General features: G+C 65.1%; 18 protein-coding genes. 10 read left to right on the top strand and 8 right to left on the bottom strand.

Going from position 1 to position 18,783, the window contains the following annotated elements; genetic code table 11:
* Positions 1-59: 59 nt before the first annotated feature.
* Positions 60-215 carry a hypothetical protein gene (locus tag NKH31_RS02380; RefSeq protein ID WP_254863544.1) on the bottom strand — a complete coding sequence of 52 codons (156 nt, stop codon included), beginning with the start codon at positions 213-215 and terminating at the stop codon, positions 60-62.
* Between the two features lie 195 nt (positions 216-410).
* The gene (locus NKH31_RS02375) at positions 411-1,532 is read right to left on the bottom strand and encodes a glycosyltransferase (RefSeq protein ID WP_254863543.1); all 1,122 of its coding nucleotides are present in this window, start codon (positions 1,530-1,532) and stop codon (positions 411-413) included.
* A gap of 182 nt (positions 1,533-1,714) precedes the next feature.
* Between NKH31_RS02375 and NKH31_RS02370 the strand changes: the two genes are divergently transcribed.
* The 3 genes from NKH31_RS02370 to NKH31_RS02360 all read left to right on the top strand — a co-directional run bounded on the left by NKH31_RS02370 (position 1,715) and on the right by NKH31_RS02360 (position 5,722).
* A complete protein-coding gene (locus NKH31_RS02370) occupies positions 1,715-2,641 on the top strand; it encodes an FkbM family methyltransferase (RefSeq protein ID WP_254863542.1) in 927 nt (308 codons plus the stop codon).
* A 129-nt stretch (positions 2,642-2,770) separates the two neighbouring features.
* Positions 2,771-4,264: a flippase gene (locus NKH31_RS02365; protein ID WP_254863541.1), complete on the top strand. Its 1,494-nt coding sequence runs from the start codon at positions 2,771-2,773 to the stop codon at positions 4,262-4,264.
* Between the two features lie 171 nt (positions 4,265-4,435).
* Positions 4,436-5,722 carry an O-antigen ligase family protein gene (locus tag NKH31_RS02360; RefSeq protein ID WP_254863540.1) on the top strand — a complete coding sequence of 429 codons (1,287 nt, stop codon included), beginning with the start codon at positions 4,436-4,438 and terminating at the stop codon, positions 5,720-5,722.
* Positions 5,723-5,743: 21 nt separating this feature from the next.
* Here the strand turns inward: NKH31_RS02360 and NKH31_RS02355 are convergent, their stop codons facing one another.
* Positions 5,744-6,754, bottom strand: coding sequence for an ATP-grasp domain-containing protein (locus NKH31_RS02355; protein WP_254863539.1), 1,011 nt, complete (start codon positions 6,752-6,754; stop codon positions 5,744-5,746).
* Between the two features lie 105 nt (positions 6,755-6,859).
* Here NKH31_RS02355 and NKH31_RS02350 point away from each other — a divergent pair, with 105 nt between their 5' ends.
* Positions 6,860-7,534 carry an HAD family hydrolase gene (locus tag NKH31_RS02350; RefSeq protein WP_254863538.1) on the top strand — a complete coding sequence of 225 codons (675 nt, stop codon included), beginning with the start codon at positions 6,860-6,862 and terminating at the stop codon, positions 7,532-7,534.
* A 59-nt stretch (positions 7,535-7,593) separates the two neighbouring features.
* Positions 7,594-8,220 carry a PIG-L deacetylase family protein gene (locus NKH31_RS02345; protein ID WP_254863537.1) on the top strand — a complete coding sequence of 209 codons (627 nt, stop codon included), beginning with the start codon at positions 7,594-7,596 and terminating at the stop codon, positions 8,218-8,220.
* Between the two features lie 14 nt (positions 8,221-8,234).
* On the opposite strand, the gene NKH31_RS02340 is transcribed toward NKH31_RS02345, so the two are convergent.
* Both NKH31_RS02340 and NKH31_RS02335 read right to left on the bottom strand, forming a co-directional pair.
* On the bottom strand, positions 8,235-9,491 hold the full coding sequence (locus NKH31_RS02340) for an O-antigen ligase family protein (protein ID WP_254863536.1): 1,257 nt from the start codon (positions 9,489-9,491) through the stop codon (positions 8,235-8,237).
* Positions 9,492-9,739: 248 nt separating this feature from the next.
* Complete coding sequence (locus tag NKH31_RS02335; RefSeq protein WP_254863535.1) at positions 9,740-10,816, bottom strand: glycosyltransferase family 2 protein; 1,077 nt, start codon at positions 10,814-10,816, stop codon at positions 9,740-9,742.
* Positions 10,817-10,969: 153 nt separating this feature from the next.
* Between NKH31_RS02335 and NKH31_RS02330 the strand changes: the two genes are divergently transcribed.
* From NKH31_RS02330 to NKH31_RS02315, 4 genes are all read left to right on the top strand, one after another.
* The gene (locus NKH31_RS02330; protein WP_254863534.1) at positions 10,970-11,848 is read left to right on the top strand and encodes a homoserine kinase; all 879 of its coding nucleotides are present in this window, start codon (positions 10,970-10,972) and stop codon (positions 11,846-11,848) included.
* A 180-nt stretch (positions 11,849-12,028) separates the two neighbouring features.
* Positions 12,029-12,994 (top strand): hypothetical protein, encoded by a 966-nt coding sequence (locus NKH31_RS02325; protein WP_254863533.1) that lies wholly within the window; start codon positions 12,029-12,031, stop codon positions 12,992-12,994.
* A gap of 93 nt (positions 12,995-13,087) precedes the next feature.
* Positions 13,088-13,534 carry a hypothetical protein gene (locus tag NKH31_RS02320; RefSeq protein ID WP_254863532.1) on the top strand — a complete coding sequence of 149 codons (447 nt, stop codon included), beginning with the start codon at positions 13,088-13,090 and terminating at the stop codon, positions 13,532-13,534.
* A 228-nt stretch (positions 13,535-13,762) separates the two neighbouring features.
* Complete coding sequence (locus NKH31_RS02315) at positions 13,763-15,343, top strand: HTTM domain-containing protein (protein WP_254863531.1); 1,581 nt, start codon at positions 13,763-13,765, stop codon at positions 15,341-15,343.
* Positions 15,344-15,438: 95 nt separating this feature from the next.
* Here the strand turns inward: NKH31_RS02315 and pdxS are convergent, their stop codons facing one another.
* Positions 15,439-16,347: a pyridoxal 5'-phosphate synthase lyase subunit PdxS gene (pdxS, locus tag NKH31_RS02310; protein WP_254863530.1), complete on the bottom strand. Its 909-nt coding sequence runs from the start codon at positions 16,345-16,347 to the stop codon at positions 15,439-15,441.
* A gap of 190 nt (positions 16,348-16,537) precedes the next feature.
* On the opposite strand from pdxS, the gene NKH31_RS02305 reads away from it, so the two are divergent.
* On the top strand, positions 16,538-17,236 hold the full coding sequence (locus tag NKH31_RS02305; protein ID WP_254863529.1) for a DUF1405 domain-containing protein: 699 nt from the start codon (positions 16,538-16,540) through the stop codon (positions 17,234-17,236).
* A gap of 18 nt (positions 17,237-17,254) precedes the next feature.
* On the opposite strand, the gene NKH31_RS02300 is transcribed toward NKH31_RS02305, so the two are convergent.
* Positions 17,255-17,620, bottom strand: a complete 366-nt coding sequence (locus NKH31_RS02300; RefSeq protein WP_254863528.1) for a DUF7344 domain-containing protein — start codon at positions 17,618-17,620, stop codon at positions 17,255-17,257.
* A gap of 184 nt (positions 17,621-17,804) precedes the next feature.
* On the bottom strand, positions 17,805-18,749 hold the full coding sequence (locus NKH31_RS02295) for a hypothetical protein (RefSeq protein ID WP_254863527.1): 945 nt from the start codon (positions 18,747-18,749) through the stop codon (positions 17,805-17,807).
* Between the last annotated feature and the right edge of the window lie 34 nt (positions 18,750-18,783).

Raw genomic sequence — 18,783 nt, 5'->3', positions numbered from 1 at the left:
CCTGCTACCGGTGTACGCGGCCCTCCTATCGGGTGTTGGCGGCTGCCCGAGTGGGCCCCTCACTCGCGTCGATGAAAGGACAGACTTCCACAGTCACACCGCCCGTCGTTCCCGATCGCGCGGAGTTCGTCGTCCGGCCAGATTCGAACCCGGCGTTCGTCACCGCAGTCGTCACAGACCGCGATCGTGTTCGCCATTCGCTCTAGGGTCGACATAGATGATCAGAGTGTGCGACGACGTATGAGCCTTGCTAGGAATCATCACGGCCAAGGTCGCTTGTATCGACCACCGGCGCCCGATTCCGAAACGGTCGACGGTCGCGACTGACCGACGAGGCGGATCGACCGAACGCTTCTCGGGTGGACGCGATCGACCGAAGGTGTCCGATTCGGCCTCGCGACCCGACGCGATTAGCGGTGACGGGAAACGGGTTCGACTCGCTCCACCGTCGTCCCGTCCAGACACTCATCGATGGCCGACTCGAAGGACATGACAAGCGTATCCTGGGAGTACGACGCCTCGACGATTTCTCGCCCCCGCCGGCCGAATTCGCGTCGGCGATCGGGATCTGTGAGCCGACAGAGCGCGTCGGCGATCGTCTCCGGGTCGGATTCGTCGAGCAGGTAGCCCGACCGGCCGTCTTCGACGTACGTCGCGAGGCCGCCGACGCGCGTCGACACCACCGGCAGGCCGGCGGCCATCGCTTCGAGCGCTGCGATACACAGCCCCTCGTAGTCGGAGGTGTGGAGATAGACGTCGTGCTCCTCGAGGAAGGCGGGGACGTCGTCGACGAATCCGGCGAACTCGACGGATTCTAGCCCCCACGCGTCTCGCCTCTCGCGAAGTTCGTCCTCCAGCTCGCCCGTTCCGGCGATGGTGAACGACACGTCTGGTGAATCCCGACGAGCCCCCAGCACCCGTGCCGTTTCGAGCACCCGAATCTGCTTTTTCGGCGGGATGAGCGAGCCGATCGTCGCGACACGAAGCTCGTCCGCCGACTCGTGACGCCGCGGGGAGAACGCGGACGAGTCGACGCCCGCGATCGGGACTGTTCGAACCTTCCGGCCGAGACCGTACTCGGAGACGAGGACGTCCGCGACCGCCGGCGAGTCGGCGAGGATTCGATCGGACAGGCGAGCCGTCGCCAGGTAGGCCCGCTCGCGCCACCGGTTCGAAAAGCGTTCGCTGTGGTGCCAGTTCACTACCACCGGCGTTCGTACGATCGCCCCCAGGAGGCGGCCGACGAGCGTGGCGTGAAAGAGCGAACAGACGAGGACGTCAGCCTCGACGACGGTCCGGTAGAGCGCGAGCGGTTTCCGGACGGCGCTAACGGCCTCGAGATCGACCACTCGAACCCACCCGGGGACGTCCGCTTTGAGGTCGTTCTCTTTGCTCAGCACGCTGACGACGGTGACGTCGTACCGATCCCGATCGAGCCCGTCGAGCAGTCTGACCATGCCCACCTGCGCGCCGCCGGCCGACAGCGTCGAGACGAAGTAGACGAGCGAAACCCGACCGATGGCGTCTCCCATGGTCCCTACCCTACACCCCGGACCGTAATGGTATTCAGAGCGCACGGCCCCGAGGGTGAGCAATCGGCTCGCGTGTCCGACCGGTAACATCTGGTTACGACGGTCGGTCATCGTTCGACTCGAACGGACCGTCATCGACGGGTGAACGAACCCTTATCCGCCGACGCGTGGTCGAACTCGCCATGCTCGACGCCGCGGCGCGCGGTCTTTACACCCGGTCGACGACGCAGCACCTCCTCGACCGGTTCGCCCTCGATCACGCCGCCAGGCGGGCATACGCGCGCGGGAAGGAGCGACTGCTTGGGACGACCACGCTCTCGGTCGCTGATACGACCGTCGAGGTATCGCGAGCGACGATCCCCGAACCGACCTATCTCGACCCCGAACTGACGGTCGTAGCGCGGCTGCTGGATCGCCTCGAACCGGACGACGTTTTCTGGGACGTCGGTGCAGACAAGGGGCTGTACGCGTCTCTCGCGGCGGCTCACGGCTGCGAGGAGGTGATCGCGTTCGAACCCCACCCCGTCAGGCGCGAGGCGCTGATTCGCAACCTCCGGCGCAACGACCTCTCGGGCCGGGTTCGAAGCGAGGCGCTGTCGGACCGAAATGGGACGGCGGCGTTCGACTACCGCATCCAGGCGACGGATCGAGTCGACGACTCGTCCGACCGAGCCGCCGCCACGTTCACTGCGATAACGGCCCGAGGCGACGACCTCGTCGAATCGCACGCTGTGCCGGTGCCGAGCGTCTGCAAACTCGACGTCGAGGGTGCGGAGTTTGAGCTCCTCGAAGGCATGGAGGAGACGCTCGCGAACCCCTCCTGTCGGCTGATCTATTGCGAACTCCACGACGCCGCCCAGCGCGGGTTCGAGGGCGGGCCCGAGCGGGTTCGCGAGTTGCTCGAGTCACACGGCTTCGAGGTGTCGACGGTGGCGACGCGACGCGGTGACGGGTGGACGCAACCCTACGTCGAGGCGCGTCGCGACGCGTCAGTCCTGACTCCCACATCGGATACGACCGTGTGGGAGGGCGAACCGATCGACGGAACGACCGAATCGAGAGTCGGAACGACCGAATCGTCAGACAGAGGCGCCGGAGCGGGTGACTGACCGCGCCGCCGTACCGAGCTGGTACCCCACCGATCGAATGACTGCTCCCATGGCGTCGGACCCGGAGCGTGCGACCCGCACTCGAATGATCCCACCTATCCCGTCCGACCCGGCGCGTTCGACCGACGCATGAAATCGCGACTCCGACGCGGCTTCCTGGCGATCTTTGGCGGCAACGTCGCGGTGAAACTGTTGACGATCGCGTTCGTCCCGATCCTGGTTCGCTTCGTCGGCAGCGACGGCTACGGCGATTACGCGTTCGTCACGTCGACGATGTGGCTGCTCCTGATCGTCGCCAACGGGGGGTTATTCACGAGCGTTCGGAAGTACCTCGCCGAGGCGCGCGACCGCCCCCACTGGGAGGACGACGTCTTCGGCTTCTCCCTCCGGCTGGCGACCGTTCTCGTCGTGGTCGTCGTCGCGGCGGTGCTGGCCGTCACCGCCACCGGCTTCGTCGCCGCTCGGCTCGGCGACCGGTTCACCGGCTACTTCATCATACTCTGTGGGATGGTGATCGCGACGCAGTATCACTCGGTCACCCGCGCCGCGCTGATGGCCTTCGGTCGCGAACCGGCTTCGGAGACGCTTCACGCCCTTCAGAAGGCGATTTTCGTCGCGCTCGCGGTCCTGGCCTTGCTCGCGGGATTCGGCGTGACCGGCGTGCTGGTCGCCTTCGCCGCCGCCTCGACGATCGTCGCCGTCGCCGGTTTCGTCTTGCTCTCGCGGAACGTCTCGCTTTCCGCGATCGTCGAACGGCCGGCCCCCGACTTTCCCCGTCGGGAGTTACTCGCGTACAACGGCCTGACAATCCTCCTCGTCGGCGCCACCGTCTCGCTGTACCACGTCGACATCGTCCTCCTCCAGGTGTTTCACGGCAGTCGGGAAACGGGCCTCTACCGGGCCAGCCTGCAGGTCGCCGAGTTCCTCTGGCTCGTTCCCATCGTCGTCGGCACCGTCTTCGTCCACTCGCTCTCCGAGCTCTGGTCGACCGGACGCGAGGGTGCGATCGAAGAGATCGCCGCCCGGTCGACGCGCTACACCGTTGTCCTCACCGCGCTGCTCGCGATCGGGATCGCCGCCCTCGCCGAGCCGTTCGTCCGGCTCTACTTCGGGAGCGAGTTTCTCCCCTCGGTCGGCCCGCTGCTCGTCCTCCTGCCTGGCGCGTTCGGGTTCGCGATCGCCAGACAGCTCGTCTCGATCGGTCAAGCGAAGGGCGACCTTCGCGTGCTCATCGTCGCCACCGGCACCGCCGCGGGTGTAAACCTGATTCTCAATTTGGTGCTCATCCCACCGTTCGGGATGTGGGGGGCGGCGGCCGCGACCACGGTGGGATACGGTTCCATGGCCGTCCTCCACGTACGTGCCGCCAGATCGATCGGCGTCGACCCGCTCGCGGACCTGCGACTCGGCCCGACGACGGCGACGGTCGCGGTCGCCGCGCCGGTGATCTTCGCCATCGGATACCTTCTCGACGGGTTCGTCGCCCTGCTCGTCGTCCCGCCCGTGGGCTTCGTCGTCTACGCGGCGGCCGCGCTCAAGACCGGGGCGATCGAGGCGGATGAACTGGGAGCCGTCGTCGGCTCGCTCCCGAAACCGATTGCGCGGGCGATCCACTGGCTGTAGTGGGGGTCGATTCTGCGACCGACATCGATGCCCGGCGGCGCATGACGACGCCCCGACCGTCGCTCGGTTCGACGCAGTCGAGTCAGTACCACCGGGTTCCGGGTCGGTAAGCCACCGTTTCGAATCTACTTCCTCGTGAACGCTTTTCTCGCCGTTCGTGGTGTGACGCGTATGGTCGCAGGCGAACGAGACGGGAGAGCCGTCGCCGAACGGTTCGTTCTCGCGCTGCTCGTCGCCGTCGCGTTCGTCCTGCCGTTTCGCCACGCGATCGAGGGACCAGTCGGTGGGCGATCGATCGGCCCGGTGCTGGCGGTCGTTCTCGTCTCGGTCTGGGCGCTGACGAAAGTCGTGACTCGGGACGTTCGGAGACCTCACCCGTTCCACCTCGCGTTCGGGCTCTTCCTGGCGCTGTCGGTCGCGAGCCTCGCCTGGACGGTGGACGCCTCGTTGACTTTCGTGCGGATAGCCATCCTCGGATACACGCTCGTCCTGCTCGTCGTCGCGTGGGATGTCCTTCGGACGCGAGCGCGGGTTGCGTTCGTCGCGCAGGCGATCGTGGCGGGGGTTTTTCTCGTCGGGCTGGTCGGCGTCGTCGAACTCCTCGCGCAGGGTGGGCTGGAGGCACGCGAACACGTCGCTTTCGGCGTGAACGCGAACGAACTCGCGCGCTGGGTGGTACTCGCGGCGCCGCTTGCGGCCGCCCTGCTCGTCTCCGACCGTCGGTTCGGGTCGGGACCGTTCGGGATTCTCAATGTGGCCTATCTGGTGGCGGTCCCCTTCATGGTTCTCGCGACCGGTTCGCGACAGGGCGCGCTCGCGATGGTCGTCCTGGCCGTCGTCGGCCTGTTCGCCCTCGTCCGACGTGGCCGCTCGCTTCGACCGGACTCGCTGCACGTCGCGTCGGGGTTCGTCCTTCTGGCCGTCGCGATCGTGGCGATCCGATCCGTCGCCTCGCTCGACGTCTTTCTCGACCGACTGCCGTTCGTGCTCTGGCGCGTCGACACCCTCGGCGGTCGGACGCCGATCTGGGAGGCCGGGATCGATGCGATTCGGGACTCGCCCGGACTCGGCACCGGCGCCGGCACCTACGCGGCGATCACGCCGGAGGGAATGTCGGCCGACCCGCACAACACGATCGTCGGCGTCGCCGCCGAACTCGGCCTCGTCGGTCTGGCGGTCTTTCTCGTCCTCGTCGCGATCCCGTTCGTCAGCGTCGTCCGCAACCCCGGACCGACGTACGCTTCGATCGGACTCTTCCTCGCGTTCGCCCTCTTCGCGACGGTCGCGATGCTGTACAACGACCCGTTCTACTGGCTGGTACTGCTGCTACTACTCGCGATTCACGAGGCGCCCGTCGACGGTGATCGGCCAGTCGACGGGGAACCATCTGCCGACGGCGTTCTCGCGACCCGCGGTGGCGAGTCCGAACCGGAGCGGGTCGACCCGGGGCCCGACTAGGCCGCGCGTCAAACGACCGGCCTACGGTTGCCCCCCCTCGTCGAAGAGGCCGCGCGAGGCCAGTTCCTCCCCGCTCGCGAACCTATCGGCGCTCGACCGAACCAGGTGGATCCCCGTCTCGAATCCGTCGGGCGGATCGACCGACTCGCCGAGCGCATCGCGGATCAGCAAGTCGAACTCGTCGACGCCCGCCCGGGCAGTCAAACAGGCGGTCGAGGAGAAGCGCGGATTGATCTCGACGATCTTCGCTTCGCCGCTCTCGTGGTCGACGATCTGCTGGACGTTTACGGGACCGCGCGGATCGAGCGTCTCGTGTACCTCCCGGCAGGTTCGCTCGACGGTCTGCTTCGCCCGCGTGACGCCCCAGTCGGTGTTTCCCTCCTTCTCGACGACCGCCTTCGGGACGACCGCCAGACACTCACCCGCCGTCGTGCTCACGACGCTCGTCGTGAACTCCGCGCCGTCGACCGACTCCTGACAGACGACGTCGCCCGGTTCGTACGGATAGCGATCGAAGTAGGCTCGAAGCGCCGCGATCGAGTCGACCCGCTCGACGCCGGTACTTCCGTGGCCGAGGCGGGGTTTGACGACGATCGGAACGGAGAGGTCGATCGCGTCGAGATCCGCCTCGTCGTCCGGACAGACCGACTCCGGTGCGCTCAGGTCAGTTGCTTCTATCCATCGGGCGAAGCGACGCTTATCGAGGGTCTTCTCGACGGCTCCGGGCCTCGGTGCGACGATCGCGACTTCGTCAGAAACCGCCTCGCGAAGCGCCTCGATGCGGGCGAGCTCCTCGTCGACCAGCGGTACGATCGCGTCGACGTCGTGATGCGTTACGACCGACGCCATCGCCGCAGGCCACTCCGGCGCGTCCGCTCGCGGGACGACCTCCCAGCGGTCGAGTTCGAAAAAGCCCCTCGCCCGCGGATTCATGTCGACGCCGACGGGTTCGTGTTCGGTTTCCGTCAGAAGCCAGCGGGCGCTCGAGACGCCGCCGACGCCGCCGACGCCGGTCACGAGTACCCTCGCCATGACCGCAGACCACGACGAGGGCGGCCATTAACGTGTGGCCGATTGCGGACGCTGAGAACCGAAGACGGCCCCACCATTAAGGTCTGGCACGATGGAGCGACCCGCGTGTACCGAGCGATCGGGTTCGACCTCGACGGGACGCTGTTCGACGACCGCCAGTACGTCCGGCAGGGTCTCGACGCCGCGGCCGAGTGGCTCGCGACCGAGCGGGGCGTCGACCTGCGACGAGAACTGCACGAGGCGTACTTCGAACGGGGGATTCGCGACCGAACGTTCGACGCGGTCTGTGCCGAATACGGTGTAGACTCTGCGTACGTCCCGGACCTGATCGACGCCTACCACGCGGCCGACGGTCCCTTGAGGCCGGACCCGGACGCCGTTCCCGTACTCGAAGCGCTGGCCCCGAACCACCGAATCGGCGTCCTGACCGGCGGCCACAACGGCCGTTCGAAACTCGCGCGCCTCGGTCTCTCTCGCTACGTCGACACCCTGGTGGTGACGACGGAACACGATCTGTCGAAGCGCGAGCGAGCGTCGTTCGATCGCTTCTTCGACGAACTCGGCGTCGACCCGGCGGAGAGCGTCTTCGTCGGCGACCGTCCGGACCTCGACGTCCGGTGGCCCGACGCGCTCGGTGCTGATACCGTCCTGGTTCGAGATTCGCAGTGGACCGACGACTCCCAACCGGCCGACCCAGAGCCGACGCACGTCGTCGATCGGCTGGGTGAGGTGGCGGCGCTGCTCGACGTCGACCGAACGGTCCGAGACGGACACCGGTAACCGGAGGATACGCGTCGAACGACCGCTCGATTTACGGCCCGGGGGATCGCTCCCGGGGTATGCGCGTGGTCGCGATCGGCGCTCATCCGGACGACGTCGAGATCGGCGTCGGCGGGACGGTACACCGCCACGTCGCTCTCGGCCACCCTGTTACGTACCTGATCGCGACCGACGGGACCGCCGGGTGCGAGCGCGACGACGCAGCGAGGCGGGACGAAGCGCAGACGGCCGCGTCCGTTCTCGGCGTCGACGACGTCCGGTTTCTCGACTTCGAGGACACGGACCTCGGCGACGGCGGGGCCGTCGTCTCGGCGATCGAATCGCACGTGACCGACTGCGACCCGGATCGCGTCTACGTCCACGCGGCGGCCGACACGCATCAGGATCATCGAAACTGTGCACGCGCGGCCGTTTCCGCCACGAGGCGCGACGGCGACGTCTTCGCTTACGAGACGTACTCGACGCGCCCGACGTTCAGCCCGAACCACTACGTCTCGCTCTCGGCCGCGGACGTCGAGGCGAAGCTCGAAGCCATCCGCATCCACGAGAGCCAGACCGGCAAGACCTACATGGACGAGGAGACGATCCGCGGTCTCGCTCGATTCCGCGGCAACCGGGTAGAGGCCACATTCGCCGAGGCGTTCGAGGTCGTCCGTTCGATAGACCGATTCGACGGTCGGGGGTAACTCCGTTCGACCGCTCACCGGTCGCCGCTGGCCGGTCCGAAGCGAATCGATCGCGAGAGCCACCCGCGCTCGGCCTCGGTCCAGGCAAGCGCCATGAGGCCGACCGCGAAGAACAGTTGTCTGTTGGCCTGGAGGTCGAACGAGAGGCTGGCGTTGACCAGGGCGTAGACGAACAGGGCGACGAGCGCGCTGTAGATGGCGTCTCCACCGGTGAGACGAGCGTACAGCGAGCCGATGAGCGGCGTCAGCACGACCAGCGACGCGAGGGCGAACCCGACGAGTCCGAGTTCCGCGAGCGTCTCGACGACGACGTTGTGTGGATACTGGTGGACCGTCGTCGTCAGCACCTCGAAGCTGCCGATGCCGTGACCTCGGACGGGTTCGTCGAGCCAGAGGTCGTAGGCTTCCCGAATCATCACCAGGCGAGTCTCGCCGGACGACTGCTCGCGCGAATCCAGCAACCGTTCGACCGTCCAGGGCATCCCGCCGAGCGAGCGGATCACGAGCGCCGTCGTTCCCGCGACAGCGACGGCGGCGACGACGCCGACTCCCAGCTGGACGAAATCGACCCGTCGCGTCACCAGCGCGACGACGAACTCGATGAAGACGAAGACCGCGAGCGCGACGATGAGGGCGACGAACGGTCCGCGCCCGCCGGCCGTCGCGCTCCCGACGATTCCGACGGCGATCAGCGCCCCCGCGAGGAGCCGAAACGACGGTCTCGGATGGGCGAAGAGGACGTACGCGAGCAGCGGCACCGCGAAGCCGATCGCCCGGCCGTGGGTGAGGTAGGAATCCGATCCCACCGTGGCGAACGCGAACTCGCCGAGCACCTGCGAGGCGTAGAGCGCCTCCGCGGAGAGCCAGGCGCCGATCAACCCCATCACTAACGCGAAGGCGACGATTCGGTGCCGGGACTGAGCCAGAACGAGTCCCAGAGTGAGCAACACCGTGTTGAACGCGATCATCCGGTGGAGCTTGTAGGTGGGATACTCTCCGGTCCCGACGGTCCACCGGAGGCTGAGCCACGCCCAGCCGACGAACGCGAGACAGGCGAGAACGACGGCTGCCGAAAGCGGGTAGATTCGCCGATCGACGAGGAAGACGACGACCGCGAGCGTGACCGCCGCGACGACTGCAAGGTAGTAGGGGTTCACCGGCGCCGCGGCCTCGATCGGCGCCATCCGATCGGCACCGAGATAGACGGCCGGAAACAGCGAGAACGCCACCAGCGCTTCCAGTAGGGGTACCCGTCCGAGGAGTGCGGTCACCGCCGATCGCTCGTGCGTTGGGCCCGTTCGTGAATGGCTCATCGTGCTGGCTGGTGCGTGATCGACTCTCGCTCGGTGGTGACGACGTCCCTTTTCGACGTCACGGAATGTGAGTTCTGACGACCGGTCCCCTCTGGCTACCACGGACGAACGGTAAATCCTGCCCCCGATTTCGCCGGGGTAGGTGCGTGATACGGTGACGATCGTGTGTGGCTCCCGTCCACGCGGGAGCAGTGACGAGCGCGCCGCTACTGCAACGCCCGCTTTACCCGGCGGATCGGAAGGATCGACCCGAGGGCGTACAGCGGTCCGTAGGTCCATCGACCACCTGAGACGGCTCCCAGGTAACACGTGAAGACGGGCGCCCGTGGATACGTTCGGACCGCGCGGGCGAAGTGACGACGGGCGGCGGCGAACTCGTCGGCTCGAATCGCCGCCAGGCCGAGGTGATACTCGACGGACGCGTCGAACCGGCGTTCGAACCGACCGCCGTACTGCGCGGCCATCGGCGAAAACGTCCGCCGGAACAGCGGGGCCGTCTCGTCTCGTTTCGTCCAGTAGTCCCCGCTGAGCTGTCCGCCCGCGTTGTGTCGAACGGTCAGCGGTTCGTCGACCGAACAGAACCGGTAGGACTCCGCGACGCGCAGGTAGTACGCCCAGTCCTGCCAGCTCGGAAACCGTGGGTCGAGCCCGCCGACGGTCTCCACTACGGCCCGCCTGACCACCACCGAGGAAATAGTCCCGACGACGTTGATAGTGAGCAAGTCTCTCGCGAGTTCACCCTCCGCCGTCGCGGGTGAGATGGCCGACACCGCCCCGTCGTCGAGCTGGACGACGCGAGTGTAACAGAGGCCGACGTCTTCAGACGCCGATTCGAGTCGGTCGATCTGGCGTTCGAGTTTCGCGGGGTCCCATCGGTCGTCGTCGTCGAGAAACGCGACGTACTCACCCGAGGCGCGTTCGATGCCGGCGTTTCTCGCCGCCGCTCCGCCCCGGTTCTCGTCGAACCGGACGATCTCCGTCGCCTGGTGTAGGCCATCCTCGCGCTTGCTCACGTTGCCCACTGTCTCCTCGACGACCGGACGGGCCGGTCGCGCCGAGGCGTCGTCGACGACGAACAGTTCGATCGGAGCGTACGTCTGGCCGAAGACGCTTCGTACGGCGCGTCGGAGTCGCTCCGGCCGATCGTGTGTCGGGACGATTACGGAGACCAGCGGGGAATCTGCGTGTCGCGTCGATCGATCGGCGAATTCGTTCGCGCGTTGTCGATCGTTCGATCGGTCCGCTCCTACCGCGACGAGTGGGGCCCAGGCGGATCGATCCACGGCTCGATTCGACCCACGACGTTCGGGTACAAAGCGCCTCGCGTGTGAGCGATCGTAACGTCTCGTTACCCGCTCGCTCGCCGATCGGGATCGGCCCGACGGACGGCGATTTCGCCCCGCTACCTTTTTCCGCTCCCTCGCGATACCTGAGTTATGGTCACCGTACGGGCGCCGGCGACGAGCGCGAATCTCGGCAGCGGATTCGACGTCTTCGGCCTCGCGCTCGCCGGACCCGCGGACGTCGTCCACGTCGAACCCGCCGACGAGACGACGATCACCGTCACCGGGGTGGGTAGTCAGTACATCCCGACGGATCCAGCGGATAACACGGCGGGTGTCGTCGCCAGCGCCCTCGACGCACCGGCTCACATCACGATCGACAAGGGTGTCAGGCCCTCGTCCGGCCTGGGATCCTCCGCGGCGAGCGCCGCCGCCACCGCGGTCGCCCTCGACGCCCTCTACGACCTGGGTCACGACTCGGAAACGCTCGTGCGCGCCGCCGCGGAGGGCGAGGCGGTCGTCTCCGGTGAGGCTCACGCGGACAACGTCGCTCCGGCGATCCTGGGCGGCTTCACCATCGTCACCGGTGAGGGGATCACGACGATCGATTCGTCGCTGGCGCTCGTCGCTTGCCTCCCGGAGACGGTCGTCTCGACGCGGGACGCCAGGCGGGTCGTCCCCGTTGACGCGTCGATGGACGCCCTCGTCGAGACGGTCGGTGCGGCGGCGACGCTCACCGCCGGGATGGCCAGAGACGACCCCGTCCTCGTCGGTCGGGGCATGCGCGACAGCGTCGTCACGCCCGAGCGCGCCGAACTGATCGCCGGCTACGACGACGTTCGCGACGCCGCGCTCGAGGCGGGCGCGACCGGCGTCACGATCAGCGGCGCGGGGCCGGCCATGCTGGCGGTCTGTTATCCGACCGACCGTCGGGCCGTCGCCTCGGCGATGCTCGACGCCTTCGACGCCGTCGGCGTCGAAAGTCGCGCCTATCAGACGCGGGTTGGAGCGGGTGCGACGGTGTACGACTGAATGGCGTCGGTGCCGTCTCTCTTGTCCTTGCTCAAATTATAAAATACCTAACTTAATTTGATATCGTTCGACTTCTATCGCCTCTAACGGAACCAATACCAAATCAAATCCTAATAAAATTATATTTTATTAACTTCACTAACATTTATATTCTCGTGGAATAAGTACATTCCATGGTTGATGGAAATGGTCGATAGGAGGGATGTATTGAAATCCGCAGGAATGCTTGGCTTGGGAACAGGACTACTTCCAACCAAAACTGCGGGATCTGACTCAAGAACCCACGCAAAGTCTCAGTCCGATGTGAACAGAATCGCCTCTAGTATGATGGTTGACAATGTTCCGTGGACAAGTGGCAAAGATTATATGCTGGGATCTGGGCTATATTGGCACTGGTCTGAACATACTGGCCAAGGGTGGATGCATTCCATTTCCCTACTGTCATTTGCGAATACGTATTACCGTGATCATGGTGGCTCAGCACGTGAGATAAATTCACAGCAATACGAATTTCTACCCAATCAATCAGGTGTACAAATTCTACCTTACACGGAGGATGACGCTTTTGGAGTCTATCCTAGTGGAGATGGTGGATTATTACCGGATTGGGTTGAAGTATATGTGATTAATGGATTGACAAATTTCACTCCTGGAGGGTGGATTTTGTCTTCGGCTGAAGCAATGGATTCTCTTAGGGCTCCAGACGGATTCGATCTCGGGGGCGGTGGATTTAGCTTCACCTATACTTCGAGTTGGTATACGAGGGACCGTAAAGCGACGGCGAACTTTCACCAAGTTCTGGTTAAAAGTGGACCATATATGTCTCCTAATATTCACTGCCGAAGCTCGATTTCGACTTATCGAAATTTAGGTCAAGGTAGAACCTGGCATGATATAGAATTTGACACATCGTTTAATGGTTCGGATCCACCGGATTGCCCACCAACAGATCCATACTGTCCGACATCCGAAGATGAGTTAACTGGGCATCCGGACACCATGTCTTCTGAAGTATTAAGACGATTTGGTATTACGGAAGTAGAAGACAACGTCTATAGGGTCATTGAGGGAGAGAGAGTTCCCGTAACTCACGTTCTAACGAACAACCCATTCTTTGCTTCAGCAACGAATAATAAATCTAGGTGAAGGAAGAGGATATTTAAATCCTTAGTATATAAACAAGTCCTCCCTTAATAAATACAACTTGTGGACTAATACGCTACTATCAGACTCAAACGTATGAACCGTAGAACCCTCTTGTGTGCCCTCCCTGCGAGCACGCTCTTGTCGGGATGTCTGTCTTCCGATCCACCGTACGGGTTACGCCGCATCTTGATCATCAACAGAGTAGAAGAATCCGTCACCGCGACGGTTGACGTTCGAACTGGTGACGACCGAACGTATCGCGGCGAGTATCAGCTCGATCCGAAGGAACCGACGTTTGCCGATTCTGTCGAGATCGTCGAAGATTGGATGGGCGACCGTGTTCACTACGACGTGACCATTTCAGTTGATTCAACCGTCGCAATTTCATCGGCCACCAGCGGGTCAGACACGCTCGACGTTTCGAACGGAGAAATCAGTTGTTTCGAAGTCTACGCGTCGATCGACCCGGACGGCGTTTCGATCGCTCACAACTACGTCGAGACGTGCGAATTCGACGTAGACGGGGAGTCGACGAAGTAGAACGATTCATCGTCGATACCCCGCGGTCGGTGAGGCGACGATGATAGAGGTTCGCTCCGTCGGCGTCGAACGTCACGTTTACCAGACGCGGATCGGAACGGGTGCGACGGTGTACGATCGGTAGTTGGTCGCCCACGAGACCGCGCCGAATGTTTACTGGGACGCCAGGAGGAATTTTTCGACACTCACGTCAGAAAGTATTTACACTACCTGGGTAATAGTCGGCCGATGACAGGTCCCCGACGGGGCGGCGCCGTCGACCGGCCAGGCCCACTCGCGCGGCGCCTCGGCGTCGACGCGCGGGCGCTCGCCGCCCTCCGAATCGCCCTCGGCTCGCTCCTCCTGGCCGACCTCGCCATGCGGGCGCGCGACCTGACGGCGTTCTACACCGATGCAGGGGTACTTCCGCGCGCAGTGCACGCGGAGACCTATCCCGTACTCGCCTCGCTGTCGGTCCACGCCCGCGTCGGCTCGCCCCGGGCCCAGGCGCTGCTCTTCGGGCTGTCGGCGGCGTTCGCACTCTGCGTGCTCGTCGGCTATCGAACGCGGATCGCCGCCGTCGGCGCCTGGGTGCTCACGGCGTCGCTGTACGCGCGCAACCCCTACGTCGTCAACGGCGGAGACACGATCCTGCTCGCCGCGTTCTTCTTTTGCCTGTTCTGTCCGCTTTCTGCACGCTGGTCGATCGATGCTCGCCGCAGGCGTCGATCTCTCCAGCCGACCCGCGCGGAGCCATCGTCTGCGGGCCCGCTGCTTAGGACGCCGGCCACCGCCGCCCTGCTCGGCGTCGTCGTGCTCGTCTACGCCTCCAACGCGATGCTCCGGCTTCGGAGCGACCGCTGGCGAGCCGGCGAGGCCGTCCGACTCGTCTTCGAACTCGATCAGTACACGGTCCTGCTCGGCCCCGCGGTCGCGAACCTCGATCCTCGGCTGTTCGTGGTCGCAAATTACGTCTGGGTCGGTCTGCTCTGTTCGTCCGTCTTCTTGCTCGCGCTCACCGGCCGGCGGCGGGCTGTTCTCGTCGTCCCGTACGTGGGCGTACACCTCACGATGCTGGCGACGCTCCGAACCGGACTCTTCCCGCTCGCGATGGTCGCGCTGTTGCTCGCGTTTCTCCCGCCACCGTGCTGGGACCAGTTCGAGCGACGAGTCGCCAATCCGACCCGGGGCTGGCTTCGCGCTCACCGTCCGTTCTCATTCGGCCGATCGGTCAGACACCTATCGCAGATCGTCGTCGCCGTCGATCGGTCGATCCGAACCGCCATCGAAGCCGTGACGGGTCGGATCGGTCCGATCGGACGCGCCGTCCCGATCCCGCGTCTCGCACCCGACACGAGCCGCCGTCGGACGCTCGCGACGGTCGTGGTCGTCGTCGCCTACGTAGGACTGGTCGGCTGGCAGGCGGTCGTCGTCGCGGACGCCGATCTGGCCGTCGGCGACCTCGACCCCGGCGACCACGGCTGGGCAATGTTCGCGCCGAACCCGCCGGAAACGGTCGGCTGGTACGTCGCCCCTGCCGAATTCGAGTCGGGTGAGCGCGTCGACGCCTTCGGTGGCGGCGCGGTCTGCTGGGACCGGCCGCCAGACGCCGCCGAAAGCTATCCTACGGTCCTCTGGCACCGCTATCTCACCGATCTTCGGAGCGCGAGCGAGGCCGAATACGCGGCGTTCGGGTCGTACCTGTGCGAGGCGGCCCGGGCGGCGGGCGAGGCCGTCGTCTCCCTCGAGATTCACTACGTGGCGCAATCGGTCGCCCTCGATGGTGAGACGGGCCCGGAGGCGGACCAACGGTACGCGACCGCGTGTTAGGTGCTATCGTGAGAAGTAGACGCTCTTGTGGGACATCGTCTCGATTCGATCACGCGCTCGTCTATGAACAATCCGGCTGAATCGTGTCGCCGAGTTTAGACGCCGCGGCCTTGCAGTTTCTCCTCTTCGGGTAAATCGACGTTCGCGTCGCCTTTCATGCCCTTGCCGATGTTCTTCGAGATCTCGGCCAGGGTCTCGGGGTCGTCCCAGTTGTTCGTCGCTGCGACGATCGCTTCGGCCATCGCCTCGGGGTTTTCGGCGCCGAAGATGCCGCTGCCGACGAAGATGCCGTCGCACTCGTGGTACATCATGAGCGCCGCGTCGGCGGGCGTCGCGATGCCGCCGGCGGCGAAGTTAACGACCGGGAGTCGGCCCATCTCGGCGGTTTCGTGGACGAGTTCGGCGTCGGCTTCGATCTCGCGGGCGTAGGCCTCTCGCTCTTCGTGTTTCATCCCTTCGATCTTTCTGATCTCCCCCTTGATCGTCCGCTGGTGGTGGACGGCCTGGTTGACGTCGCCCGTACCGGCTTCGCCCTTGGTGCGGATCATCGCCGCGCCCTCGTCGATGCGTCGCAGCGCCTCGCCGAGGTTGCGCGCGCCACAGACGAACGGGGCGGTGAAGTCGCGCTTGTCGATGTGGTAGGCGTCGTCGGCCGGGGTGAGCACTTCCGACTCGTCGATCATGTCGACGCCGACGGCCTCTAAGATCTGGGCTTCCTTCAGGTGGCCGATGCGGGCTTTGCCCATCACCGGAATCGAGACTTCCTCGACGATCTCCTCGACGTCTGCGGGGTCGGCCATCCGGGCGACGCCGCCGCGCTTTCTGATGTCCGCCGGGACCGCTTCGAGGGACATGACGGCGACGGCGCCCGCGTCCTCGGCGATGCGCGCCTGTTCGCGGTTGACGACGTCCATGATGACGCCGCCCTTTTGCATGCGTGCGAAACCGCGCTTGACGAGTTCGGTTCCCCGTCGAAGCTCTTCGAGATCGGTAGATTCGGCCATACCGCGGGCTATGCGGGCGCTCCACTTACGCGTGTCCATCCGACCACGATTGTCCGGTGTCGCATCCGCTATCGGTCTGACCGTTCCGAACGACGGGCTCTCTCGTCTCGGTCGAGGCGCTCGATTGACCGCCTCCGAACACGTTCACGAATCGCTACCTCTTTGCGGGTCGGTTGCGAGGGCTTCGACAATGGCTCGCTCGACGGAAATACCCGCCCGCGATCCCCTCCCGCGCTGGGTCGCCCCCGTACCCCGCCGGATCGAGGATTTCGGACTCCGGCTGGCCTGGCCGATCGTCGCCGTCAACCTGGCGGGAACGGTGTTCGGCTTCTGGTACTATCGCTACCAGTTCGCGGAGACGCCGACCGTGATGTGGCCGTTCGTCCCCGACAGTCCGATCGCGACGCTGCTGTTCGCGCTGGCGGTGGCCGCCTGGAAACTCGGGCGGGAACTCCCCTGGCTCACGGCGCTCGCCTTCTTCGGGAACGTCATCCTCGGCCTGTGGACGCCCTACACGCTGCTCGCGTTTTCCGAGCAGTACGCGGAGGTGGGGATCCACCCGGCGATGTTCGCCTTCCTCTTTCTGTCTCACCTGGCGATGGTCGTCCAGGCGCTCGTCTTACACCGGATCTCCGACTTTCCGGTCTGGGCGGTGGGCGTCGCCCTTCTGTGGTACGGGGTCGACCTGATCGTCGATTACTTCGTCCCCGTCACTGGTGGCGATCCACACCACACCAGGCTGCCGGTTTCGGGCGACGAGCCGATGTATCTGGACGCGACCGCACTCGGGATCGCCGGCGCGGGAGCGACGGCGTTTACGCTCCTCGCGCTCTTTCTCGCCACGTCGATTCGGGCGAAGGCGGTCGAACTCGACCGGCGCCGCCGGTAGCGGCGTGGCTCGTTCGGATCAGGCCACCGTGGACCGTTCTTCGGCGCGAGCGAGTTCGAGAAACGGCTCGAGCGTCGTGAGCGCGGGCCCGGATTGCACCCGATCGACGTCGGGGTCGTACCGGACCACGTCGACCTCGTCGAGTCTCGGCAGGTGACTGTGGTGTAATCGGATTCCGATGTGTTCGACGAGGTCGTCGTTCGGTCCGTCGAGGCGGTTGGCGATCTCCGCGGCGAGGTCGACACGGGTGATCGCCTCGACGCGGTTCGAGAGACAGTACAGCGCGAGCCGGCGGTGTCGATCGGCCAGGAGTTCGAACGCGGTACTCATCGTGAGTTCGGTGCCGGTGCGACGGGCGTCTGTGGGGGTGGTCGGTACAGTCATGGCGCCGTGTTCGTTTCGTCCGTACTCGCCAACGCGACCGAGGCCGTCGGAGCGTCAGACTCGACGTTACTCGAGTACGTTCACACCCACAATAACCAACATAATAGCTGTTACTGTCGTAATAAATGGTCTCAGACAGCTTCGCCTACGTTCACCGCATCGGCGTGCAGTCGATTCGACTGCGTCAGTCGACGAGATCGAAGTCGTCGATCGAGAGACGCCCGTCGCGAATCGAGCGGAGACAGTAGAGCAGTCCGGGCTGGTGTGCGGCCCCCACGATCGCGTGCACCCGGTCTGCGTCGCGATTGTGCGAGACCACGTAGGCCGCCATCCGCTCGTTACGGCCGTGGGTGAGCACCGAGAGCTCCGGATCGTGGCCGGCGAGCCACGCTCGCTCGAGCGGCTGTGGTAAGAGTCGGGTCTCGTAGTAGTACTGTAAGTTCCCGAGGTGGACCGGATCCGCTGCGGCGCGATTCGATCGGACGAACGACTCGAAGTCGACGCCCGTCGAGCGATCCGTCGGTCCCGTCAGAAACGAGGTGGCGACGTCGCCCAGCGCCCGGGCGAACCGATCGCCGTAGAGCCGTCTGGCCGAATCGATCGACGAAAACGAGCGATCTCTGAGGTCGTCGAGCGCGTCGGTTGCGCTTTCGGCGACGTCGGCCACCATCGCCGGCGCGCCCCTGAGGTTGCCATCGCCGCCGTACTCGTCTGCACGATCCATCGCCCACCGAAGGTCGTCCATCTCGCAGACGCCGCCGACGTCCTCGAAGTACATGGTCCGGATTCCCTGTTCGCAGTAGACCGCCGCGCCGTCGGCTACGAGACCGGGGACGATCGAGCGGAGGTACTCGCGTTCGGCGTCCGTCCCTGCGTGGGTAATTCCGTGAACGACGAACTGGTGGCCGTCAATCTCGACGGCCCGACCGGGGAACCCATCGATGGGTTCGGGCGGGTCGAGCGCCCGGCGGCGGAGGTCGGTCCACTCCGCTTTCGCCGCGAAATAGGCGTCGTCGATCGAGTGGGCACCGGTGAGTTGGACGAGCGTCTCCAGGTCCGTCGCCTCGGCGAATGCGGCGAGGCGGCGTCGATCGCGCTCGGACAGGCGACTCTCGTCGGTTTCGGTCACTATGATTCGAGAATCTGTCCCAGTACGTAATCGT

It is taken from the genome of Halovivax gelatinilyticus (genome assembly GCF_024300625.1).
Taxonomy (GTDB): domain Archaea; phylum Halobacteriota; class Halobacteria; order Halobacteriales; family Natrialbaceae; genus Halovivax; species Halovivax gelatinilyticus.
This window is presented reverse-complemented; position numbering and strand designations above follow the sequence as displayed.